At 33.7% G+C, this 23,136-nt stretch carries 21 protein-coding genes and 1 tRNA gene; 6 read left to right on the top strand and 16 right to left on the bottom strand.

The window, feature by feature from the left end; all coding sequences use genetic code 11:
* Positions 1–19: 19 nt before the first annotated feature.
* From ACQY63_RS04855 to nifS, 11 genes are all read right to left on the bottom strand, one after another.
* The gene (locus ACQY63_RS04855; RefSeq protein ID WP_428244814.1) at positions 20–1,027 is read right to left on the bottom strand and encodes an ABC transporter substrate-binding protein; all 1,008 of its coding nucleotides are present in this window, start codon (positions 1,025–1,027) and stop codon (positions 20–22) included.
* A 593-nt stretch (positions 1,028–1,620) separates the two neighbouring features.
* Positions 1,621–2,430, bottom strand: coding sequence for a Cof-type HAD-IIB family hydrolase (locus tag ACQY63_RS04860; RefSeq protein ID WP_118436281.1), 810 nt, complete (start codon positions 2,428–2,430; stop codon positions 1,621–1,623).
* Positions 2,431–2,450: 20 nt separating this feature from the next.
* Positions 2,451–3,536 carry an iron-containing alcohol dehydrogenase family protein gene (locus ACQY63_RS04865; protein WP_428244815.1) on the bottom strand — a complete coding sequence of 362 codons (1,086 nt, stop codon included), beginning with the start codon at positions 3,534–3,536 and terminating at the stop codon, positions 2,451–2,453.
* A gap of 25 nt (positions 3,537–3,561) precedes the next feature.
* The gene (locus ACQY63_RS04870; protein ID WP_022165381.1) at positions 3,562–4,512 is read right to left on the bottom strand and encodes an L-lactate dehydrogenase; all 951 of its coding nucleotides are present in this window, start codon (positions 4,510–4,512) and stop codon (positions 3,562–3,564) included.
* A 116-nt stretch (positions 4,513–4,628) separates the two neighbouring features.
* Entirely contained in the window at positions 4,629–5,801 is a 1,173-nt protein-coding gene (locus tag ACQY63_RS04875) for a M20 family metallopeptidase (protein ID WP_117998815.1), read from the bottom strand.
* A gap of 316 nt (positions 5,802–6,117) precedes the next feature.
* Complete coding sequence (locus ACQY63_RS04880) at positions 6,118–7,407, bottom strand: O-acetylhomoserine aminocarboxypropyltransferase/cysteine synthase family protein (protein WP_302689904.1); 1,290 nt, start codon at positions 7,405–7,407, stop codon at positions 6,118–6,120.
* A 200-nt stretch (positions 7,408–7,607) separates the two neighbouring features.
* Complete coding sequence (gene cysK, locus ACQY63_RS04885) at positions 7,608–8,540, bottom strand: cysteine synthase A (RefSeq protein WP_022164646.1); 933 nt, start codon at positions 8,538–8,540, stop codon at positions 7,608–7,610.
* Between the two features lie 586 nt (positions 8,541–9,126).
* The gene (gene mnmA, locus ACQY63_RS04890) at positions 9,127–10,215 is read right to left on the bottom strand and encodes a tRNA 2-thiouridine(34) synthase MnmA (RefSeq protein WP_428244816.1); all 1,089 of its coding nucleotides are present in this window, start codon (positions 10,213–10,215) and stop codon (positions 9,127–9,129) included.
* A gap of 94 nt (positions 10,216–10,309) precedes the next feature.
* Positions 10,310–11,224: a quinolinate synthase NadA gene (nadA, locus tag ACQY63_RS04895; protein WP_428244817.1), complete on the bottom strand. Its 915-nt coding sequence runs from the start codon at positions 11,222–11,224 to the stop codon at positions 10,310–10,312.
* 226 nt (positions 11,225–11,450) lie between these two features.
* On the bottom strand, positions 11,451–11,837 hold the full coding sequence (gene nifU, locus ACQY63_RS04900) for a Fe-S cluster assembly scaffold protein NifU (RefSeq protein WP_022164753.1): 387 nt from the start codon (positions 11,835–11,837) through the stop codon (positions 11,451–11,453).
* Between the two features lie 62 nt (positions 11,838–11,899).
* Entirely contained in the window at positions 11,900–13,081 is a 1,182-nt protein-coding gene (nifS, locus tag ACQY63_RS04905) for a cysteine desulfurase NifS (RefSeq protein WP_022164752.1), read from the bottom strand.
* Positions 13,082–13,558: 477 nt separating this feature from the next.
* Between nifS and ACQY63_RS04910 the strand changes: the two genes are divergently transcribed.
* Entirely contained in the window at positions 13,559–14,296 is a 738-nt protein-coding gene (locus tag ACQY63_RS04910) for a cell wall hydrolase (protein ID WP_022164751.1), read from the top strand.
* A 77-nt stretch (positions 14,297–14,373) separates the two neighbouring features.
* Here ACQY63_RS04910 and ACQY63_RS04915 read toward each other — a convergent pair whose 3' ends face one another.
* Both ACQY63_RS04915 and ACQY63_RS04920 read right to left on the bottom strand, forming a co-directional pair.
* Entirely contained in the window at positions 14,374–14,784 is a 411-nt protein-coding gene (locus ACQY63_RS04915; protein WP_022164750.1) for an RrF2 family transcriptional regulator, read from the bottom strand.
* Positions 14,785–14,951: 167 nt separating this feature from the next.
* A complete protein-coding gene (locus ACQY63_RS04920; RefSeq protein WP_022164749.1) occupies positions 14,952–15,488 on the bottom strand; it encodes a phosphatase PAP2 family protein in 537 nt (178 codons plus the stop codon).
* Positions 15,489–15,823: 335 nt separating this feature from the next.
* On the opposite strand from ACQY63_RS04920, the gene ACQY63_RS04925 reads away from it, so the two are divergent.
* A tRNA-Gly gene (locus tag ACQY63_RS04925) sits at positions 15,824–15,895 on the top strand.
* A gap of 338 nt (positions 15,896–16,233) precedes the next feature.
* Entirely contained in the window at positions 16,234–17,928 is a 1,695-nt protein-coding gene (locus ACQY63_RS04930) for a hypothetical protein (RefSeq protein ID WP_428244818.1), read from the top strand.
* A gap of 326 nt (positions 17,929–18,254) precedes the next feature.
* Here the strand turns inward: ACQY63_RS04930 and ACQY63_RS04935 are convergent, their stop codons facing one another.
* From ACQY63_RS04935 to ACQY63_RS04945, 3 genes are all read right to left on the bottom strand, one after another.
* The gene (locus ACQY63_RS04935) at positions 18,255–18,449 is read right to left on the bottom strand and encodes a hypothetical protein (protein ID WP_022165303.1); all 195 of its coding nucleotides are present in this window, start codon (positions 18,447–18,449) and stop codon (positions 18,255–18,257) included.
* A 125-nt stretch (positions 18,450–18,574) separates the two neighbouring features.
* Entirely contained in the window at positions 18,575–18,853 is a 279-nt protein-coding gene (locus ACQY63_RS04940; protein WP_302689895.1) for a hypothetical protein, read from the bottom strand.
* A 17-nt stretch (positions 18,854–18,870) separates the two neighbouring features.
* Positions 18,871–19,086, bottom strand: coding sequence for a hypothetical protein (locus ACQY63_RS04945; RefSeq protein WP_302689894.1), 216 nt, complete (start codon positions 19,084–19,086; stop codon positions 18,871–18,873).
* 298 nt (positions 19,087–19,384) lie between these two features.
* Between ACQY63_RS04945 and ACQY63_RS04950 the strand changes: the two genes are divergently transcribed.
* The 3 genes from ACQY63_RS04950 to ACQY63_RS04960 are packed head-to-tail and all read left to right on the top strand — an operon-like array spanning position 19,385 to position 23,082.
* A complete protein-coding gene (locus tag ACQY63_RS04950) occupies positions 19,385–20,056 on the top strand; it encodes a response regulator transcription factor (RefSeq protein ID WP_302689893.1) in 672 nt (223 codons plus the stop codon).
* A gap of 2 nt (positions 20,057–20,058) precedes the next feature.
* Positions 20,059–21,666: a sensor histidine kinase gene (locus ACQY63_RS04955; protein WP_428244819.1), complete on the top strand. Its 1,608-nt coding sequence runs from the start codon at positions 20,059–20,061 to the stop codon at positions 21,664–21,666.
* 21 nt (positions 21,667–21,687) lie between these two features.
* Positions 21,688–23,082 carry an IS3 family transposase gene (locus tag ACQY63_RS04960; protein WP_412622513.1) on the top strand — a complete coding sequence of 465 codons (1,395 nt, stop codon included), beginning with the start codon at positions 21,688–21,690 and terminating at the stop codon, positions 23,080–23,082.
* Positions 23,083–23,136: the final 54 nt, after the last annotated feature.

A 23,136-nucleotide genomic window follows, 5' to 3' on the forward strand; every position in this document is an offset into this window, starting at 1 on the left:
CTAATTTATACTTTTAAACTTACTTAGCTGTATCAAGTTCTTTTACTTCATACTTTGTTTTTATATCTTTCTTTGTAAGTCCTAAAGCTTTCATTGTGTCTTTATTTACTGAACAGTAGTCAATACCTACAACCTGTGCCGGTATATCTTCTACCTTCTTACCATTCTTTAAATATTCAACTGCCATATCTGCTGTTTTCTTACCGATTCCCTTGTCGTCAATTGCAAGTGTTGCAAAACAACCTGACTGAACTGTTGTTGCTGATGCACAATATGTTGGAACTTTTTTGTCCTTGCAGATTTCTGTAAGTTTTGAAACACCGTCCTGAATAATTGAATCATTTGGAACAAATACTGCATCTACTTTTTCAGCTATTAAAGCGTTTGTTGCGTTTTCTACATCTGCTGCTGTAGGAGCTGTTTTTTCAACATATTCAACACCGATTTTCTTTAAGTATTCTTCAACCTGTTTAATTGTGTTTGTAGCGTTGTCTTCGTTTCCACTATAAATAAGACCGTATTTCTTTGCAGGTGTTGTTGCCTGTGCAAAATCAATTATTTCTAAAACAGGAATTGCATTTGATGTTCCTGTAGCATTCATGTCAGGCTTATCCATGTCTGTTAAAACCTTTGCTGCAAGTGGTGCTGATACTGCACAGAAAAATGCAGGTGTGTCTGATTCTGTACTTACAAATGTCTGTGTTGGAGGTGTTGCAATTGTAAACACTGCCGTGTATGAACCGTCAGCCATGTTACTTGCTATAGTTGATAAAGTTGTTGCATCACCTGATGCACACTGGTAATCAAAAGTTGTGTTGTCTTCTGTGTAGCCTTTTGCTTTTAATTCTTCAAGAATTCCTTCTTTCATATCCATAAAAGCGCCATTTTCTACCATTGTGATAATTCCAATTTTTTTCTTGTCATTGTCATTATCTCCACCCTTTTTGCTGTTTCCACATGCTGTGAATACTGATGTAGCTAATGCTACTGTTAAAACTAAACCTAAAACTTTCTTAAATCCTCTCATAATCTTTCTCCTTTTAAAAGTTATTTCAGTTTAGATAACCCTTCAGAGTATATAGAAATTAAATTACTTTTATAACTTCTATAATCTATTTTTCTTTATACGAAAAAAAGTCCTTGATAGTATTAATCTACTATCAAGGACGGATAATCTAAAAATCTTCCGCGGTGCCACCTTGATTCATATCAAACGATATGCTCTCAACGAGTACAAACATACTCTGTGCAACTAACGTATGCCTCCACGTCATGAAATACTGGCTTCTAAAAAAGTTTTGTTCCATGCCCTCTGCGGTCCATTTATGTGAGCTGCGTTCTGTGGGTTCTCAGCTACTCCCTACTCTCTGTAAGTGCACGATTCACTTTTACCTCCGCATCAACGGTTTCAATGGTCATCTTCAACTGTTAGTAAGAATTATACGTCAACCATTTCTGTCAGTCAACCCTAAATTTCTATTTCGTAGTCTTTTGTTTCCACACCCAATCCTCTATATGCTGTCAATTTCTTCCCATAACTCTTCCTCTGTAAGTACACGACCATTTTCTAAATCATCAATTGCTTCATCAAGTTTAGAAAGTAATACATTCATCCCATCATTAATCCGTTATAAACTTTTCTACTACCTTTGCTATACCATCATCGTTGTTTGATGCTGTAATATAATCAGCATTTTCTTTCACTGCATCTACAGCATTTTCCATTGCAACACCAACTGCTGCATATTTAATCATTGACAAATCATTAAATCCATCACCACAGGCAATTGTATTTTCATGAGGTATGTTTAATTTGTCAATTAAAACTTTAATTGATGCAGCTTTGTCAATTCCCTTTGGTACAATTTCAATAAAGTAATCTGTAGAACGATACACTGAAAGAACATCTCCGAATTTTTCGGCAAGCCTTTTTTCGTGATACTCTGAAATTTCAGGATCTACAGTGTAAAGGCATTTGTTTGGATTGTAGTCCACATACTTTACTACATCTGTTAAAAATGCTGGTATTCTGTTGATTTTTACAGTTTCAAGCATTACATACGGATCTACTCGTGTAGCCACAAGTCCCTGCTTGTTGTCATAAGTAATCAGCCCCAGATTATTTTGTCTTGCATATCTTATTAAATCAGGAAGATATTTTCTATCCAGAGTATTCTCAAAAACTGTCTCCTTTGTTTTCCAGTCGATAATTTTTCCACCATTAAATGACATAACATATCCACCATATTTTTCAAGTTCCAGCTCTTTTGCAATAAATCCCATGCCAGGCGTTGGTCTGCCAGACGCAAGAGCCACAATATGACCTCTTTTTTGAATGTCCATAAGGGCTTCTTTTGTTTTAGGTGTAATTTTCTTTTCATCATTTGTTAATGTTCCATCTAAATCCAAAAATATTATTTTCTTGTCCATTAATCTTATCCTTTGCAATTTTATTTATTTAATTCTTCTAATTTTTCCATTGATGTTATTAACATTTCCTTTGTAATAACGTATGGGTTATGCTCGATATCTTTCATTATTACCGCATTTTCTGCTAATTGTTCTATGTTGTCTTTTGTAAATTCCAAATCTTTAAGACATGTTGGAAGTCCTATTGACTTGTTAAATTTATATACTGTTTCAAAATCTTCCATATTGTTGTCTACAAGTAAAAGATTTAAAACACCATAACTTACAACTTCCCCATGAAGATGATTTTTTTCAATATGAGGATGCGCTGTCAAAGAATAAAATATAGCATGTGCCAATCCTGAATTGTAATGAACTGTGTGCTCTGCCGTAAGATAAATTGAAGCAACAGCAGTTGATACTATAATCGCCAATACAACCTGCTCGTATTCATAAGAATTTTGTTTTCTGTCATTTGAATCCATGGCAGCTTTTCCATATTTCATTATAGGCTCGTAACACATTCGGCTTGCATTTACACCCATTTGGAAATAATGCTGTAATTCCTCTCCTTTTGAAGACATTTCAGCTTCAAAATATTTTGCATAAGTGTCGCCCATACCAGCCCATAAATATCTTGATGGTGAATTTACTGTAATTTCTGTATCAATAAAAGCATGAACCGGTGGTGCCGGATAAAAGAAAGGCTCCTTAAATCTTCCATCAGGATAATACATTATGGACACACTTGTACAAGCTGAACAGTTTGATGCTATTGTTGGAAAAGAAAATACCGGTTTGTCTATTTTTACCCCCAAGCATTTTCCTGTATCTGTTGATTTTCCACCACCAATTGCAAAAATCATGTCGGCTTCTTTTACAAGCGGATTTTCCATTAAGGCTTCGACATTTTCATAAGTTGCCTCTCCACCGTACCATAAAAAATCCAGTATTTCTAAATCTGAACCTTCAATTGCTTTTTCTATTTTTTCTCTTGCTGCATTAATTGCCTTATGACCACCAATTGCAATAATCTTTTTTCCATAAGTTTCACATATTTCGGGAATCTTGTTATATACCTTGTCTCCAATAGAATAACTTGGAAGATGTATGCTGTAATTTTCCATTTTTTCCTTCTTTCTGTTTTTAACTTTAAATAGTCTCTGCCATTTTTATGTGCTCTCTTATAATATCACAGGATTTTGCAAACTGCTTATTTTCCTCTTCTGTTAAATGAAGTTCCACTACACTTTCAATGCCATTTCTACCAATGATACATGGCACTCCTGCGTGAACATTTTTCTGACCGTATTCCCCTTCAAGTAAAGTTGATGCAGGAAGTATTCTGTGTTCATTTGTTAAAACAGCCTTTGCCATATCAGCAAGTGCCGCACCTATGCCAAATTCAGTTGAACCTTTTCCGTTAATAATATCCATTCCACGCATATGTGTGCCTTCAACTACTTTTTCTTCAGAAAATTCTTTTACTCTTCCCTTATTTTCTGATACAAATTCTTTATAAGGCTTTCCAAATATTGTCATGTGAGAAAAAGGAACCATTGATGAATCGCCATGTTCTCCCATTGCAAAAGCTAGAACGCTTCTTGGATCTACATTACATAAATCTGCAACGGTTCTTCTTGTTCTGGCTGTGTCTAATGATGTACCTGTGCTAAATACCTGATTTTTAGGCAAATCAAGCCCTTTTCTTACATAATCAGCTATTATGTCGGCAGGATTAGTAATTGTAATTACAATACCATTTATTTTCACTTGCTTTAAGTTTTCCACAACATCCTTAATACATTCAACTGATGCCCCTAATGTATCAAGTCTTGTCTGGCCCGGTAGCCTTGGTACTCCTGCTGCAATTACAATAATGTCTGCATCTTCACAATCTTTGTAATCTCCAACTCTTATAACCGGTGCCGACTGTAAAAATGCCACACTGTCAGCTAAATCCATTGCCTGACTTTTTTCTTTTTCCTTATCTCTGTCAATAAAAACTATCTCGTCACATATATTTTGAAAACTCAGTGCTGCTGCACAATGAGTTCCCACGTGACCTGCTCCTATAATAACTATTCTTCTATTTGATAACATGATGTCGTCTCCTTTGTGTCTGTTGCTTTTCCAAAAACTATACCCTCAACAACTCCTGCTGATATTGAAAACAGCATAAATTTTATCATTCTAATTACTTCTTTTTTTGTTATTCATTAATTTTCTCCCAGCCATCTTGTTGCCAAGTGAGCCATAACCGAGGCTCCTATAGGGCAAACTTCTTCATTAAACTTTACTTTTGGATGATGAACAGGATAATCACCTCTCTCATCCATAAAACCTGCCGAAATATATAAATACGTGCTTGGTATCTGTTCAGCTATTACTGCAAAATCGTCTGAAGCACTAGCTGTAACATCAGGATACGGTATCATTTCAGGGCCGTTAATTTCTTTAATATACTTGACAAACTCTTCCGTAAGTTTGCTATCGCATGTTATTGTAGGCACTTCATATATCATTTCAATACTTGCACTGCCACCATAAACTTCTGCAGTTTTTTCTGCTACTTCTTTTATTCTGTTAACAATTTTTTCTCTCATTTTGCTATCGTTTGTTCGAAGAGTGCCTTCTAAAACTGCTGTTTCAGGTATAATGTTTGCTGCTGTACCTGCCTGAAATTTTCCAACTGTCAAAGCAACTGCTTTTGAAGGATCACTTTCTCTTGCAACTAACTCCTGTAATGCCAAATGAATGTGTGCCCCAATGTTGATTGGATCTATTCCCACATGAGGATATGCCCCATGAGAACCTTTTCCCTTAGCAGTGATTTTAAAGCCGTCAACTGAATACATCATTGTATCTTTGCTGTTATACATATAAGTTCCAATTGGGATTCTACCAACTACCACATGAGTTGCAAGTGCTACATCCGGTTTTGGATTTTTAAGCAAACCATTTTCTACCATGTCCTTGCTACCTTCAAAAATTTCTTCTGCCGGCTGGAACATAAACTTAACAGTTCCCTTTAGTTCTTTTTCGTTTTCTTTTAACATTCTTGCTGCTGTTAATAACATGGCTGCATGAAAATCATGGCCGCAACAATGTGCCGCATTTTTATTTTTGCTGGCAAAACTTTCGCCACTTTCCTCAGTCATTGGAAGGGCATCCATATCTGCTCTTAGTAAAATAACTTTTCCACCTCTACCTACTGTTGCGGTTACACCATGGCCACACTTTTCAGGTTTTAAGCCATACTCTTCTAACTTCTTCATTATATATTCAACTGTGTTTGGAAGTTCCAAACCTACTTCTGCATTTTCGTGTATATAACGTCTGTTAGCTACTGTGTCATCGTTTAATTCTACTGCTCTTTTATAATAATCCATATACAACCTCGCAATATATTTATTTAATTTTTACTACTTAATTTGTTCAATTTTCATTAATTTATTTATAAAATCATCGTGTCTAAAGTTCTTATTCTAACTGTCCTCTAATATGAATGAACTTAACCTTAGCACACACGAAATAATTTTCGCGAAACAAATATTAATACCTATAACGATTTTATATTATTTATTTTAAAAATCAAGTACACATTCATTTATATGGTACTTATAATATTTTTAAAAAAATCAAGGCAGACATAAACGGTTTCCCGTCTATGCCTGCCTATATATTTTCAATCAATTGTTATGTTAATTACTGAAGTGCCTTAAATGCTTCATCTAAGTCTTCAATAATATCATCAATGTTTTCTGTACCAATTGATAATCTGATTGTGTTTGGATTAATGTTCTGTTCTGCTAATTCTTCAGCTGTGCACTGGCTATGTGTTGTTGTTGCAGGATGAATTACTAATGACTTAACATCTGCAACGTTAGCAAGTAATGAGAATAACTGAAGATTATCAATAAACTTATGAGCTTCTTCCTGACCACCCTTGATATCGAAAGTAAAGATACTTGCCCCACCATTTGGGAAATATTTTTCATATAACCCATGATCTGGGTGATCTGGTAATGATGGATGATTTACTTTTTCAACTAATGGATGATTTGATAAATATTCAACAACCTTTTTAGTATTTTCGTTATGTCTTTCAATTCTAAGAGATAATGTTTCTGTACCCTGAAGTAATAAGAACGCATTAAATGGTGAAATTGTTGCACCTGTATCTCTAAGTAAAATTGCTCTAATGTATGTTGCAAAAGCTGCAGGACCTGCTGCTTCTGTAAATCTTACGCCATGGTAACTTGGGTTTGGTTCTGAAATTCCAGGATATCTTCCGCTTGCAGCCCAATCAAATGTACCACCGTCAACGATTACACCACCAAGTGATGTTCCATGACCACCGATGAACTTAGTTGCTGAATGAACAACAATGTCTGCTCCATGTTCGATTGGTCGAATAAGGTATGGTGTACCAAATGTGTTATCAACTACTACAGGAAGTCCATGCTTATGTGCAATTTCAGCGATAGCATCAAGATCAGGAATATCACTGTTAGGGTTTCCTAATGTTTCAAGGTAGATAGCCTTTGTATTTTCCTGAATTGCTCCTTCAACTTCTTCTAAGTTATGAGCATCTACAAATGTAGCTGTGATACCATAGTTTGGTAATGTATGTGCTAAAAGGTTTGATGTACCACCATAAATTGTCTTCTGGGCAACAATATGTTCGCCTGCTCCTGCTAAAGCCTGAATTGTGTATGAAATTGCTGCTGCACCTGATGCAACTGCAAGACCCGCCACACCACCTTCAAGTTTTGCGATTCTGTCTTCGAATACACCCTGTGTTGAGTTTGTTAATCTACCATAAATGTTACCTGCATCAGCTAATCCAAATCTTGCTGCTGCATGTGCTGAGTTCTTAAATACATAAGATGTTGTCTGGTAAATTGGTACTGCTCTTGAATCTGTTGCTGGATCCGGCTGTTCCTGTCCTACGTGTAACTGTAATGTTTCAAATTTATAATTTCTTTCGCTCATTTTTAAATCTCCTATTTGTTTTTTCTTGTTTATTATACTTAATATAATTTCTTATTCAATTATATTTTGCTCTTTATTTTGCACTATATTTTTGCTAAAATCAGTGCTTTTATCTAGCTTTACATTAACTGTCATTATAAAGCCATGTTTTCTTTCGTTATTCTATCTTTGTTTTATTTTTTTATATTTCTATTTAATTTCTACTGGAATAAAGCCGTGCTGTAGTATCTGTCTCCTGAGTCAGGAAGTAATGCTACAATAGTTTTTCCTTTGTTTTCAGATCTCTTTGCAAGTTCCTTTGCTGCAAATAATGCTGCACCTGATGAAATACCAACTAAAACACCTTCTGTTTTCGCAATTGCCTTACCTGTTTCAAAAGAATCTTCATTTGATACAGGAATAATTTCATCATAGATTTCAGTATTAAGTACATCAGGAACAAATCCTGCACCAATACCCTGAATCTTATGTGCTCCAGCTTTGCCTTCTGAAAGAACAGGACTGTCTTTGGGTTCTACTGCAACAATTTTTACGTTAGGGTTCTTTGATTTCAAATATTCACCTACACCTGTAACAGTACCACCTGTACCAACGCCTGCAACAAAAATGTCAACCTTACCATCTGTGTCTTCCCAAATTTCAGGTCCTGTTGTTAATCTATGAACCTTAGGATTTGAAGGATTTACAAACTGTCCAAGAATTACTGAACCAGGAGTTGCTTCCTTTAACTCTTCAGCCTTAGCAATTGCGCCCTTCATTCCCTTTGCTCCGTCTGTTAAAACAATTTCAGCACCGTATGCTTTAATAATGTTTCTTCTTTCAATACTCATTGTTTCAGGAATTGTAATTACTACTTTGTATCCCTTTGATGCGGCAACTGCTGCAATACCAATACCTGTGTTTCCTGATGTTGGCTCAATTAAAGTTGCTCCTGGTTTAATCTGTCCGCTCTCTTCTAAATCTTCAATCATCTGAAGAGCAACTCTGTCCTTAACACTTCCTGCAGGATTTAAATATTCAAGCTTTGCTAAAATGCTTGCGTCCTTAACTCCTACGCTTTCCTGATATTTATTTAATTTAAGTAGTGGTGTCTTACCAACTAACTCTGATGCACTTTCGTAAACTTTTGCCATTTTTGTTTCCTCCAATTTTTTTTATAAAACTTTAATTCAATAATTTGATATTTCCTTTAGCTTTCTTTTGGCTTACATTTAATTGGCTCATCGGTAATCTCAAATCATTACTTCTTATTATATATTAACTGCACATTCGTGCCTTTGCATTTCCTATGTAACTTCTGACACAACAGTATGTTTTTCTCATTTTGTAATTATACGCTGTCTTTGTCTTGTTCATTACCTTACTCCTTTTTAATTCCTTGTTATAAGAAATGTTTTATTTCCTATATGTTTAGTAGGTTTTGTTTACAATAGGAATGATACAACTTATTTCCTACAATGTCAATAGGAAATATTAGCTTTTTTAAAAAAATATTTATTGTATATATATTTAGTATGTTTTAAGATGTTTTTTATATTTTCTATTTTACTATATTGTATCATATGTTAAAACACCAATTATTTTGTAAAAAAGCAACTTCTACTTAAAACTGTTCTTCTTACTAAACTTTATGTTTTTGTAAAAAATAGTTTAAATAGAAATTGCTTTTTTGTTCATATATTATATTTTGGGTGTTAGCCTTAATCTTAATTGATAAATTTATACCTGGCTGTTCATTGATTTCACTATGGCACCGCCACCTAAAACAACATCGCCGTTATATAAAACAACTGACTGACCTTTTGTAATGGCTCTGATTGGTTCATCAAATGTAACTTTTACGTCACCATTTTCTAAAACTTCTGCTGTTCCTTCTGTTAATGGCTGATGGTATCTTGTTCGACCACTGATTCTTATAGGCTCTGTTGGAGTTTCACCTGAAATCCAGTTAAAATCAGATGCAATTAACTGATTAGCAAACAAGTCTTTATTTCTACCAACTACAACTTCATTTGTTTCCGGTCTGATTTCTAATACATAATGTTTTCCATCACGATTAACATTAATTCCTTTTCTCTGACCTACTGTATATCTGTAATAACCATTGTGATGGCCAATTACTTTTCCATTAATATCAAGGAAATTACCTCTGCCAACTTTTTCATGAGTATATTCTTCTATAAACTTCATGTGATTACCGTCAGGAATAAAACAAATATCCTGACTATCGTGTTTGTTGGCGTTAATTAGTTCATGCTCTTCTGCAATCTTTCTGATTTCGTCTTTTGTATATTCCCCTAAAGGAAACATTGTTCTGCTTAATTCTTCCTGAGTCATGTAATAAAGAACATAACTTTGGTCTTTTGAGTCATCTATACCTTTAAGAAGTTCGTACTTACCTGTCTCTTCGTTAAATCTGATTCTTGCATAATGACCTGTTACGATAACGTCACAGCCTAACTCTTTGGCTCTTCTGTCTAACTCGTCAAATTTCAAATATCTGTTACAGTCAATACATGGATTAGGTGTCATACCGCATTTATAGCAATTAACAAACTTATCCATTACCTTTTCTCTAAACTGTGCCTTGAAATTGAAAACATAATATGGAAATCCTTCTTGAAAAGCAATACTTCTTGCATCTTCAATATCACTTAATGAACAACATGTTTTTTCATTAGAAATATTAATATCCTCGTTGTCGTAAAGCTTCATTGTAACGCCTATTGGATCATATCCTTTTTCTTTCATAAAAACTGCTGCAACGCTGCTGTCAACACCGCCACTCATAGCTATTAATGCTTTCATATTTTCCTCCTAAATTTTCTATAGAATTTTGATAATAACATAAGGCTGAAAATACATTTCAGCCTTATACTCATTATTTTAATTTAATTTTAATTTATCCCATTTCAATCATTTTGTCGATACATTTCTTCGCTTTAATTCTTGTATCTTCATCCATTTCAATTACATCACCACTAACACCCTTACAACAGTTTAAAACATCTGTTAAAGTTGTTGCCTTCATATTGTGGCATATACAATCTTTTGACAATGGATGGAAAATCTTATCTGTACATTCCATCTGTAAATGAGTTACGATAGAATTCTCTGTACCAATAATAAATTCCTTATGATCACTTTTTCTTGCATAATTCATAATTCCTGTTGTTGAGCCAACATAATCAGCAAGTTCAACAATTTCAGGTTTACACTCAGGATGAACTAACAACTGTGCGTTAGGCCATTTTTCTTTTGCCTTCTTCACATCTTCCTTACTCATTCTTGCATGAGTTGGACAACCACCTGAAAGTAACTTGAATTCTTTATCAGGAATCTGCTGTGAAACCCAATCACCTAAATTACAATCCGGTATAAATAAAATCTTGTCACTTTCAATCTTATTACAAATTGTAACTGCTGAAGATGATGTTACGCAAACATCGCATATTGTCTTCAACTCACTTGTTGTATTAATGTAAGCTACAACTGTGTAATCCGGATAACTTTTCTTAACCTGTTCGATTAAGTCCTTGTCCATCATTTCTGCCATTGGGCAACCTGCATCAGCATTTGACAAAATAACTTTCTTATCAGGTGATAAAATTTTAACTGTTTCAGCCATGAATCTAACGCCACACATAATAACTGTTTTTGCATCAGTTTTTGCCGCTTCAACAGAAAGTCCAAAACTGTCACCTGTAAAATCTGCCACTTCTAAAATTTCAGGATTCTGATAACAATGGGCTAATATACAAATATCTTTTTCTTTTTTTAACTTAATAATTTCATCTTGAATTTCTTTAATACTCACTTTTCTCTTCCAATCCTTTTTTGTTTTTTAATCTTATGAATTATAAGCTTGTAAAATCAGTCAACCTTCATACTTCAAAACATAGCCAGTGGCATCCTGCACATCACGCCCAATGGGTGTCAGGCATAAATGTGTATCAACCGTATATATTATGCCAGCCTCTGTCTTGACAATCGACTCTTTATTTAATCACACAACAACCTAGAATGCAAGAGAATTAATAAAATTATTTTACTTCTCCAGCTTCTTTTTTCTTCTGATAATCTTCAATAGCTGCCTTAATAGCTTCTTCAGCTAATACTGAACAGTGAAGTTTGTGTGCTGGCAAACCATCTAATGCTTCAGCTACAGCCTTGTTTGTAAGTTCAAGTGCCTGACTTAATGGTTTTCCCTTAATTAATTCTGTTGCCATTGAGCTACTTGCAATAGCTGAACCACATCCAAATGTCTGAAATTTTACATCTGAAATAATATCATTATCTACTTTTATAAATATTTTCATTATATCGCCACATTTAGCGTTTCCTACTTCTCCAACACCGTCTGCGTCGTCGATTGTTCCTACATTTCTAGGATTCATGAAATGATCCATTACTTTCTCACTATATAACATATTAAATCTCCTTTCAATACAAAATTGCTTTTGCATCTAATCACAATATATATTAATGTACTTTATTTGTTGTTCTTTTCTTCCATCATTCTTGACCATACCGGTGAAATACTTCTTAAGTAAGCAACTACTTCTTTTGTTTTTTCAACAATGTAGTCGATTTCTTCTTCTGTATTTTCAGCAGTAATTGTAAGTCTAAGTGAACCATGAGCAATCTCATGAGGTCTTCCTATTGCAAGTAATACATGGCTTGGATCAAGTGAGCCTGATGTACATGCAGAACCTGATGAAGCTGCAATGCCTCTTGCATCTAATAATAATAGAAGAGATTCACCTTCAATACCTTCAAAAATGTAATTTACATTACCTGGAAGTCTCTTCTCATGATCACCATTTAACATTGAATATTCAATTTCTGATAAACCTTTGATCAATCTGTCTCTTAAAGCTGTTTCCTTCTTTGCATTTTCTTCCATATTAGCACAAGCTTCCTGTAAAGCTACTGCCATTCCAACGATTCCAGGAAGATTTTCTGTACCGGCTCTCTTACCTCTTTCCTGAGCGCCACCTTCTATTACATTAGTAAGTGGAACAGTTTTTCTCGCAAATAAAACACCTACACCCTTTGGTCCATGGAATTTGTGACCTGAAATTGAGAGCATGTCTATGTTTAATTCATTTACATCAATCTTAACATGACCTGCTGCCTGAACTGCATCTGTATGGAAAACAACACCATGTTTCTTACAAACTGCACCGATTTCCTTAATTGGCTGTAATGTTCCGATTTCATTGTTGGCAAACATAATTGTAACCAATGCTGTATCTTCTCTAATTGCATTTTCAACATCTTCTACATTAACAACACCGTTTTCAGGCACATCTAATAACGTAATTTCAAATCCTTCTTTTTCTAATTTATTTAAAGTATGAAGAACTGCATGATGTTCAATTTTTGTAGAAATAATATGTTTCTTATTTCTTAATGCACCAAGTTTAGCAGCTGAAATAATTGCCTGATTGTCAGCTTCGCTTCCCCCTGATGTGAAATATATTTCTTTAAAGTCCGCACCAATGCACTTAGCTATATCAACTCTCGCCTGTTCCAAAACTTCCTTAGCCTTCTGTCCAACGCTATGTAAGCTGGATGGATTTCCGTAAGCTTCTTCATTTGTTTTAATCATCGCATCAAGTGCTGATTTACTAATTTTAGTTGTTGCTGCATTATCTGCGTATATATACATAATTCTTTCCTCCTTATTAATTCCTATTAATTTACTAGGAATTATATAACCTTATTCAAAATTTGTAAATACCTTTTCAAAACTTTTTCCTTTGTTTCTTATAGGAATAACCTTTTCTCTATATATTCTACACATTTTTTAATTTTTTACAATTCTTTTCCCAATGTTATATATAAGGTTAATAGGATTTTTTTAATCTTTATTTTTGACATTTTTCTGTAAAATATTCTTAGTGACAAATTATAGTGAAAAATGCCCTAATCTACCCTTGTTTATATATTTATTATAGGTTTGTATAAGGTAAGTTTACTTTGAGCATACCGAAATATCCTCCTAAAATAAGTAAATAATTATTAGGAAATTACTGGAATATGGCATTATTATTACATGAATAACCTTGACAAATTACAAATTTTACGGCATAATTGACATTCGTGAGACAAATGTAATAAATTTGTAACAAATTTGGAGGTTGTTTTGAAAAAGAGATTTTTAAGTTTAGCACTTTTACTTTTTACATCATGTGCAGTAAGCACTATGACTGTTAAAGCGGCTGAACCTACACAGCAGACAACAGTTCAGCAGACAGCATCCACTACTCAAGTAACAGCCACACAAACAGTAAAAGTAAACAAAAATGTAAAAGCATACAAATTACTTAAGATAAAGAGAAAAAAATTGAAGAATTACACAATAACATCAAGCAACCCAAGAGTTGCCACTGTTTCAGCAACAGGTGTTATAAGAGGTGTTAAAAAAGGTTCTTCTGTAGTTACATTGATTTCAAATGCAAATCAGAAAACATACGCTACTATTAATATTAAAGTAAAAAATAATTACACAAAGAAACAGTTAAGATTAATGTCTGCTATTATTTATAGCGAAGCCGGTGCTGAATGTTTCGCCGGAAAAAAGGCTGTTGGTATTGTTATTATGAACCGTGTAAAATCTAAAAGTTATCCAAACTCATTAAATGGTGTTGTTTATCAGCCTTATCAGTTCGGTCCTGTTAGAAATGGTTCATTAAAAAGATCATTAGCATTGTACGATAACAAATCTTTAAATAAAAGTTGTATCACAGCAGCAAAGAGAACTCTTAACGGTGATAAGAATGTAAGATATAAGAAACAGACTATTGATATGTCAAGCTACTTATTCTTTAGTGGATATGTAAGTGGTGCAAGATTATCAATTCAAAGTCATCAATTTAAATAAGCAAAAAAAACATCCAATGGATGTTTTTTTTGTTGCTTATTTTTAGTTTTTTATTCTTAATGTGTCTGATTCTTCTTTTAAGAAATTTTCTTTTCAATTACATCTTCTAAAGTTACACTATCAAGATAATCATTTATAACTGAATCTAATTTCTGCCAAAGGGGAAGTGTTACACACTGCTCTGCTCTTTCGCATGTTTCACCTTCTTCTAAACAGGTAACCGGTGCCAGTGAACCTTCAGCTAATTTGATAATATCACCAACTTTATATTCAGCCGGTGTTTTTGCTAATTTGTATCCACCTGACTTTCCTCTTAAACTATTAACCATACCTCCTTTATGAAGTAGCGAAACTATCATTTCCAAATATTTCATGGAAATCTGCTGTCTTTCTGCCACATCCTTTAAGGAAATATATTTTTCATCTGCATTTTGTGCTAAATCAATCATAACTCTCAATGCATATCTTCCTTTTGTTGAAATCTTCATTTTTCTGCCCTCTTTATATGTTATATATTTTAATGTTTTCTTTTTATATTTATTTTATTAAATATAATGCCTATTTTTCTGCATAATATTTATACCAGCGTCCTTAGTTTTCGAATCTACACTTCTCTTTGCAGTTTCAGGATTATCTCATTTTTTGAATCATTTAATTACTTCTTACTATATATTCTTGCTTCAATAATCTTATTTCCTACATAGTATGTAAACAAGCCTATTATTAAACCAAGCAATGCTCCACCTAACACATCGGTTGGAAAATGCACATATAAATATAGTCTTGAAAATGCTATGATAACTGTAAGTGGTATAACAACTATACCCCATTTTTTCTTATATAAAGTAAGAATTGTTGCCGCAATCACTGAAGCCTGTGTGTGACCTGATGGGAACGAATAATCCTTTGGTATGCTAATAAGCATCTGCCAATCCTTATTAATCCAACATGGTCTTGATCTGGCTACTACATTCTTTAGGATGCCATTTCCTATTATAAGCCCCAGTAACATTCCTATTAAAACTAAAAAGCCTGCTTTACGATGTTTTTTAGTCAATGTTAGGCATACTGCAATTATAATCCAGACAATGCCACCATTTCCAAGTACCGTTATCTTTGGCATCAGCCAGTCCATAAAACTTCCACCAAATATCTTTTGTATACCGTCTAATATGGTCCAATCAATTGCCATAAGCCGACCTCACTTCTCTTTTTTTACAACACTACTATTAAAACACAATCCCCTGCTTTTGTCTATTTTCATTTATATTTTTTCTATTATTTTTATAGGATTTTAGTTTTTGTTTAAATTCAAATCAGAATGTTTAATATTTGCAATTATATTTAATGTATATCATTATGTTAATTTCTGTGTATGTTTTGTATTTGTTTTTTGGTATGATTTATTAGTAAAAATAGTGGTTGTAAATTTTTTTAATTTTTTTTGATTTTTTTGTTGACAAAAGTTAATTCATACTGTATTATATATCTTGCGTGTGACACACAAGACATCACACAGTAATCAATGCGCGAGTGGCTCAGTGGTGGAGCACCTCCTTGCCAAGGAGGGGGCCGCGGGTTCGATCCCCGTCTCGCGCTTCTTTTTTTGCAATAAAAAGGGTACCTTAACAGGTGCCCTTTTTTATTGCAAAATCGAGCCTGAGTTCAGGCTCGAAGGTTCGATTTTTCTGCTGCCGCCTCGGTCGTTGCTTCTGACTCCGTCCAGAGGTGTCCACAGGACACCCGCAACACGTCTCGTACTTTTTTTGACATTTTTAGGACTTTTTTGTGTTTGTACATATATATGGAAAATCTTAAAATTAAAACACCTTCCAAAAAAATTAACACCATATATAAAAATAGGCTACTAACAAATAACTCTTTAGAAGTGTATAATTATAATGTATGTTTAAACAAATGAAAGAGAGGTTTATGAAATGAAAAGATTAAAGAAATTTGGTGCGATTATTTGTGCCATTGCAATGTTAGTATCTTCGATTACATACTATCCAACAAGCAATGTAAGTGCAGCAGCAACATCATTACCTAAGGAAGTAATAGGACTTGTTGCTGTTAGCAAAAGTGGTTCGGATACAATTGATAATGCAATTATGTTTGCATGGGCAGGAGCCGATGACCCAGCAAATGTAGCTGGATATGATCCAACAGTTACAGCAACAGTCATTTATATTTACAAGGATGGAGAGTTAGTTACAAAGATTGGCAATGCTACAAAAGGCGGTGTAGTAGGTGGACTTCCAGCAGGTTCATATACAGCGCAGGCTGCAAATGTAAACAGCATGGGTGAGGGAACATTATCAGAGAAAGTTAGCTTTACAGTAACAGGAGCAACTCTTAATTACACATATCCTGTTGATTGCATAGGTCCAAAAACACCGGCAGGATTAAGTTATATTACAGGAAATCCGGAAGTTCCTGCTGACAATCCGGCGCAGGCAGACAATAAATTAGGTGTTGCATGGGCACCATCATCAGAAGCAAGTATTCCATCAGCAGATTCATCAGTTGTAGGTTACAATTTATATTTATTTGATGCAAAGACAGGTACACCTTACAGACGTGTATATGTAGATGGAATTACCAATTCAAATGTTATATTGGAAAGTGTATCATCAGGTGAATATCTGGCATATTTATCAGCGGTGGATGCAGAAGGCAGAGAGTCAGCTTTGGCGGCACCATCATTTGGTCAGTCATCAAAGGTTACTGTTAAAGGTCAGTTTATAGATAATGCACAGTCATTTGACAAACCAAATCAGCCAACATTACCACTTGGACTTTCAATTTTAACAGAAGGTATAGACTATGGATTTACTATTGCATGGTCTGATGTGGCAGATTTAACAGGTCAAAGATTGAATCTTTTTGTAGATGGTGTTTGTATTAAGGTAGGAATCAATGGGAAAGTGGCAAGTTACTATGAAAACAGACTTGCGACAGGTACATATGAAGTAGAAGTAAGATCACAGTATACAAGTAACAATGTAGAATCATTTGGATTAAAGAAAACTGTGTCAATTAAAGCAGACCCTGGACTCTCAGGAAAAACACCTGCAGAACTTGCAGATCCTGCATATTCAGAATACGAGGAACCAACTACAAATCCAACAACTACTGCAGAACCAACTTCAGAAATTGAAACAACACCAGTAGTTGAGCCAACAACTACTGCAGAACCAACAACTACTGAAGAACTAACAACTACTGCAGAACCAACAACTACTTCAGAAACTACAAAGCCACAGGAGTCAAAGACAAATGCACAAACAACAACTAAAAAACAACCAAGTCAGACTACAAAAAAATCATCTGTAAAGGTTGGAAAGGCAGTTGTTAAAAAAGCAATTAAAAAGAAAAATGCTAAGAAAATTAGTCTTAAATTGAAGAGAGTTAAAGGCGCAACCAAGTACAAAGTACAGATTGCAAAAGATAAGAAGTTTAAAAAGACAATATTGACAAAAACAACTAAGAAATTGACATATAGTGTATCAAATAGCAAGTTTAAAAAGGCTAAAAAATTGTATGCAAGAGCAAAAGCCATTGTTGTCAAAGGAAAGAAAACTTATCAGGGCAAATGGTCAAAGCCAAAGCAGGTTAAGATAAAAAAATAAAATTATAAACAGTTAAAAAGAAGGGAAAGCCAAAATCCGGTTTTCTCTTCTTTTTTAATGCTTTGAAATAGACAAACAGCCATATGACAAAACGTTACCTCAAGGATTGAGCTTATTCAAAAATTATAGACTATCAATTAACCTCTAAAGCCTTTGGCAGTATAGCATTGATATTACGAGAAATTTTTGATTTGGCTTCTGATGAAGAATTTAACATTATTGACAGAAATATATTTAGAGAAATCAGCTTTAAAAAAGCACCTTATACTATTCATAGAAAAAAGAAAAGTCAGGAAGAAGTTTACACCTACAAAGAGAAATCAACTTTAATAAGTGAAGCTTGGAACAATACAGAATTCTTCCTTTGATTCAATAGCTATACAATTCTGTTCGTCGTATATTGTTACTGGCTCATATTCTTTTCCATCTATACTATACTTTTTGTAGTCCAATTTAGGCATTTCATCTAATTTTAACACTCTATAATTTCTAACCTGAAAATCATAAACTACTTTACTCATCTGCTTTTTTCACACTCTCCTCCAACGCTTCTGGCGAGAGTCCATGTGAATCCCAAAAAACATCTTTTTTTAAAGTATCTACTTCCATATTATACCTTTCTTTTTAGCATTTAATAATATTATGTTTATACATCAATAATAATCTTTTCTAATTCGTCATCTGTCATATGTGCTATTTTACCTGCAAGCTCTACAATTTCCATAAAATCCTGTGATGAATCATAATTAACCTTTTTCCCTGGATACCAAAGTGGTTTATAATTAATTTTAGCCTTTATTCCCCTACTATATATATTTACAAGATATGCACGCTCTAATTCGAATTCTTCCGGTGTCATATCATTTCGCCAAAAAGGTTCTTCCATCATTCCATATGAAGCCCAATCACTTTGTTTTTTCATCATATACATTCACTATCCATCTATTTTTGTTTCCCCAACGACTTATATGTTCCATTGCGAACTTCTTTACAATGATTTAAATAGTATTGTTTTTCTTCCAGATAATCTCTAACAGTCATCCCCGCATGAACAAAAGGATACTGATTTAAAAGATTTGGATCAAAAAACTCAGAAGCTATTTGATCACATTGTTCTTTTGTATACTGTACTCCATCATATTCAAACATTTCACTCATATTCTTTCATTCCTCCTTTTGTCATGCCCTTTATCAGCTACTACTAATGCTGAAAAGTAATGCCCATACCTGGTAAATGTAGCACTACTTTGTAAATTTTGCACACTGCCAGAGGCTAGATTACATCTAGCTTTCGTTTTCTCTTCAACTATATTGTAATAAATTGTTCAACCAAGTTTAAATGTAAAACTTATCGCAAATCATTTATCCTATTCATCAAAATTTTTTTATTTATGTTATTATGTACATAAAGAATACACATGAATTAATTATTGTTTCAACTGTAAGGAGAATATATATGGTTTACAAAGTGTTGTTAGCAGATGACGAGCAAGGTTTACGGGACATTACAAAAAAATATTTAGAGCGAAACGGATTTGATGTAATCACTGCCAAAAATGGTGCCGAGGCAATAGCCGCAGTTGATAAAAATGTATTTGATATTATTGTATTAGACATTATGATGCCTGAAATTGATGGCAGGCAGGTTTGTCAATACATTAGAACAAAATATGACGTGCCTGTTATCTTTCTTACCGCACTAGGTAAAGAACAGGATGTTATTCAAGGCTATGAAATTGGAGCAGATGAATATGTTACCAAGCCATTTTCCATGCCAATACTTATGGCGAAAATTAATTCATTGGTAAAAAGATACCATGGTCTTACAATCAAGAACGGTTTAATAACAATTGGCAATATTCAAATCGAGCCTGCCAGACGTATTGTGACAGTAAATAAAAAAGTCATTTCCATTGCACCAAAAGAATATGAGCTTCTAATGTACTTTATTGACAATAAAAATCAGGTACTTAGTCGAACCCAGATTCTTGATGCTGTATGGGGTTATGATTATGAAGGTTATGACAGAGCCGTTGACACTCATGTAAAAAAACTTAGAGCAATACTTGGAGAGGAAAACCATTATATTCATACAATTATAAAAGGTGGATATATTTGGAGGCAATAATAATGAAAAATCACTACAAACGTTTAAAAGTAAAATTAACAGTTATGATATTTGTTGCAGCAATATTAGGCAGTCTTAGTTTGACACTATATAAGGCAATAGAAATTCAAGATGATTATCTTACCGATATGTATAATGAATATTGCACCAGAGCAGACAAAGCCTATAGAGCTACTCTTGCACTAGACCAAAAGAAAGATGATAGAACAGCAAGTTCTTATTTTTACAGAGAATTATCTAATGCAGGACTTAATTATCATATTGGCTTTTATGCAGTCCTTACGAATTTAAATGGGAACGTTTTAGCTAACACACAGAATATGCTTATTGTTGATAACGAAACTAACGATACTCAAAAATATATTCTTTTAGGTGGACAAGTTGATGAACATTCTATCAAATACGATTTATTACACTACATCAACTCTACCGAAAAAGTTCACATCAAAGGATATGAAGATGAATCTTTTATTTATCCGGAAAAAATCACATTTGAATGTTTGAGTCATGAAAAAAAACATACTCTAACTTTATCAAATAACAATGTGCCATCTGATGCAAAAAAGATTGATTATAAAATAAATGGGTACTATCTCCTAGCCAATGACAGATTTTCTAATAAAAATGTAGTTAATAACGAAGCCAAAACTCTTGTTTACGACGTTATAAAAAATCCTGCCAGTGATGATAATGTAGAATATGAAAACAAAAACATCTTTAAAACAACAATAATTTTAAAAGACAATCACAACAATGGCATGGGGTACTACAATGTGTACAGTGCTACGGTTATCCACCCGTTTGAAATGGCTGTAAAAGAATTAATGTTAGGAATTGTTCTGATTGTTTTCGCAGCTATTGTACTAATTATTATAATCAACATACTAATTAACAAGACTATTAAACAACAGGAAAAATATGACCAAATGCGTAATAATTTTACCAGCGGTGTTGCACACGAATTTAAGACACCACTTGCATTAATTAAATCATACACAGAAAACTGGGACTATATAGAAGATGAAGACAAACCACTATACAGCACAAAAATCAATAATGAAGTAGATAAACTAAGTGATTTGGTAACCGATTTTCTTGAATTATCAAGACTGGAAGCCAACAAACGCCCACTTAATTTTGAGACTATCGATTTAGTCAGTCTTACTAATGCTGTTATCAATTCGTTACGTCCAATTATAGCTGAGTCAAATTTAGATATTAATTTTAAACATAATGAATCAGAAATATTAATTGATGCTGATCTTGAAATGATAAAAACAGTGATTCAAAACTTTGTTACAAATGCTATTAAACACGCAACAAGTCAAATCATTATTAACGTTGAAAAATCAAACAAAGGTGTTAGCCTTTCCGTCTCTAATGATGGTAAAATGATTGACAAAACTCAAATCAAAAAAATATGGGATGTTTTCTACAAAACAGAAAGTAAAAAACATAACCGCCTTGGCAGCTCCGGTATTGGTCTGTCAATTGCCAAAAACATATTAATGCTACACCATTTTGAATATGGATGTAACAGCAATAAAGAGCTTACTACATTTTGGTTTAAAACGAGTCGAGGGTGCGGACAAAATTCTGGACTACTATAGGGCTTCGAAAGGAGCCTTTTTATGTATTCAAAAGAACAAAAAGATATTGCACTACGGATATATCATCAAACAGAGTCTGTAACTGAAACTATTAGGATTCTAGGGTATCCAACACGTAGAAATCTGTACACATGGATTGCTGAGGAAAATACCCCACCCAAAACAAGGAAAGAATATCCTGTAATTAATAATCCTCCTGATCATCCTCGCAATCCTCCATTAGAAGTAAAATTAGATGCAATTCACCGTTGCTATGAGCTCGGAGAAAATATAAAATATGTTTCAGAAGACATTGGGTATAGTAGAGCTAGTATTTATCAATGGCGAAAACGTTATTTAAAAGAAGGTACATTAGGTCTTATGAATCACAAAAACATTACTCCGGGAACATTAGTAGAAGGTTCTGTTTCAAGTACAGATATTTCTTCTGATGAAATAAATCAGTTGAAGGCTCAAATACAAGATATGCAATTAGAAATAGATATTCTTAAAGAAACGATAAATGTATTAAAAAAAGACCCAGACATCGATCAGAGTGCTCTCAGCAACAGAGAGAAGGCGGTGATAATCGATGTCTTGAAAAATAGATACTCACTGCCATTATTATTACAGAAATTACAATTATCAAAAAGCAGTTATTATTATCAGGAACAATCCCTAAAAAAAGAAGATAAATATACACTTTTACGTGTTAGAGTCATTGAATTATTTACAGAGAATAAAGGTCGGTATGGTTACAGACGAATTCACGCCCTACTTAAGCGTGAAAATATAATTGTCTCAGAAAAAGTTATTCGTAGGATTATGAAAGAAGAACAACTTGTAGTAAAAATCAAACGAACTCGTAAATATAATTCCTATCAAGGTGAAATATCTCCAGCAGTAGATAATCTAATTAACAGAAATTTTTCTGCATCTAAACCTAACGAAAAATGGTTAACAGATATAACCGAGTTTGCAATTCCGGCAGGAAAGGTTTATTTATCGCCTATAGTAGATTGTTTTGATGGCTTACTTGTCAATTGGAATATAAGCACTTCTCCAGATGCATTACTTGTCAATTCTATGCTTGACGATGCAGCTAAATTACTATCTGTAGGAGAAAAACCAATCATACATTCAGACAGAGGCGTACACTACCGCTGGCCAGGCTGGATTGACAGGATGGAGAAAAATGGTTTCATACGATCAATGTCAAAGAAAGGCTGTTCACCTGATAATTCTGCCTGTGAGGGCGTATTTGGAAGAATTAAAAATGAGATGTTCTATAATGCAGATTGGTCTGGGGTAAACATCTCAGAATTTATTGGTATTTTAAATGATTATCTTTATTGGTATAATGAAAAAAGAATAAAAAAATCATTAGGATATTTGAGTCCTATAGAGTACAGACATAGACTTGGATTGGTCACTTAGATAGTCCAAGAAAATGTCCGCACCCCCGTCTGTGAAATAAAGTCTGTAAATAGA

Source organism: Eubacterium sp. Marseille-QA0814, assembly GCF_965119675.1.
In the GTDB taxonomy this organism is placed as follows: domain Bacteria; phylum Bacillota; class Clostridia; order Lachnospirales; family Lachnospiraceae; genus Eubacterium_G.

What these genes read in the sequence shown, in the direction of transcription:
- ACQY63_RS04855 (WP_428244814.1), bottom strand. Translation starts at nt 1,027, where the DNA reads ATGAGAGGATTTAAGAAAGTTTTAGGTTTAGTTTTAACAGTAGCATTA.
- ACQY63_RS04860 (WP_118436281.1), bottom strand. Translation starts at nt 2,430, where the DNA reads ATGGACAAGAAAATAATATTTTTGGATTTAGATGGAACATTAACAAAT.
- ACQY63_RS04865 (WP_428244815.1), bottom strand. Translation starts at nt 3,536, where the DNA reads ATGGAAAATTACAGCATACATCTTCCAAGTTATTCTATTGGAGACAAG.
- ACQY63_RS04870 (WP_022165381.1), bottom strand. Translation starts at nt 4,512, where the DNA reads ATGTTATCAAATAGAAGAATAGTTATTATAGGAGCAGGTCACGTGGGA.
- ACQY63_RS04875 (WP_117998815.1), bottom strand. Translation starts at nt 5,801, where the DNA reads ATGGATTATTATAAAAGAGCAGTAGAATTAAACGATGACACAGTAGCT.
- ACQY63_RS04880 (WP_302689904.1), bottom strand. Translation starts at nt 7,407, where the DNA reads ATGAGCGAAAGAAATTATAAATTTGAAACATTACAGTTACACGTAGGA.
- cysK (WP_022164646.1), bottom strand. Translation starts at nt 8,540, where the DNA reads ATGGCAAAAGTTTACGAAAGTGCATCAGAGTTAGTTGGTAAGACACCA.
- mnmA (WP_428244816.1), bottom strand. Translation starts at nt 10,215, where the DNA reads ATGAAAGCATTAATAGCTATGAGTGGCGGTGTTGACAGCAGCGTTGCA.
- nifU (WP_022164753.1), bottom strand. Translation starts at nt 11,837, where the DNA reads ATGTTATATAGTGAGAAAGTAATGGATCATTTCATGAATCCTAGAAAT.
- nifS (WP_022164752.1), bottom strand. Translation starts at nt 13,081, where the DNA reads ATGTATATATACGCAGATAATGCAGCAACAACTAAAATTAGTAAATCA.
- ACQY63_RS04915 (WP_022164750.1), bottom strand. Translation starts at nt 14,784, where the DNA reads ATGAAGATTTCAACAAAAGGAAGATATGCATTGAGAGTTATGATTGAT.
- ACQY63_RS04920 (WP_022164749.1), bottom strand. Translation starts at nt 15,488, where the DNA reads ATGGCAATTGATTGGACCATATTAGACGGTATACAAAAGATATTTGGT.
- ACQY63_RS04930 (WP_428244818.1), top strand. Translation starts at nt 16,234, where the DNA reads ATGAAAAGATTAAAGAAATTTGGTGCGATTATTTGTGCCATTGCAATG.
- ACQY63_RS04935 (WP_022165303.1), bottom strand. Translation starts at nt 18,449, where the DNA reads ATGAGTAAAGTAGTTTATGATTTTCAGGTTAGAAATTATAGAGTGTTA.
- ACQY63_RS04940 (WP_302689895.1), bottom strand. Translation starts at nt 18,853, where the DNA reads ATGATGAAAAAACAAAGTGATTGGGCTTCATATGGAATGATGGAAGAA.
- ACQY63_RS04945 (WP_302689894.1), bottom strand. Translation starts at nt 19,086, where the DNA reads ATGAGTGAAATGTTTGAATATGATGGAGTACAGTATACAAAAGAACAA.
- ACQY63_RS04950 (WP_302689893.1), top strand. Translation starts at nt 19,385, where the DNA reads ATGGTTTACAAAGTGTTGTTAGCAGATGACGAGCAAGGTTTACGGGAC.
- ACQY63_RS04955 (WP_428244819.1), top strand. Translation starts at nt 20,059, where the DNA reads ATGAAAAATCACTACAAACGTTTAAAAGTAAAATTAACAGTTATGATA.
- ACQY63_RS04960 (WP_412622513.1), top strand. Translation starts at nt 21,688, where the DNA reads ATGTATTCAAAAGAACAAAAAGATATTGCACTACGGATATATCATCAA.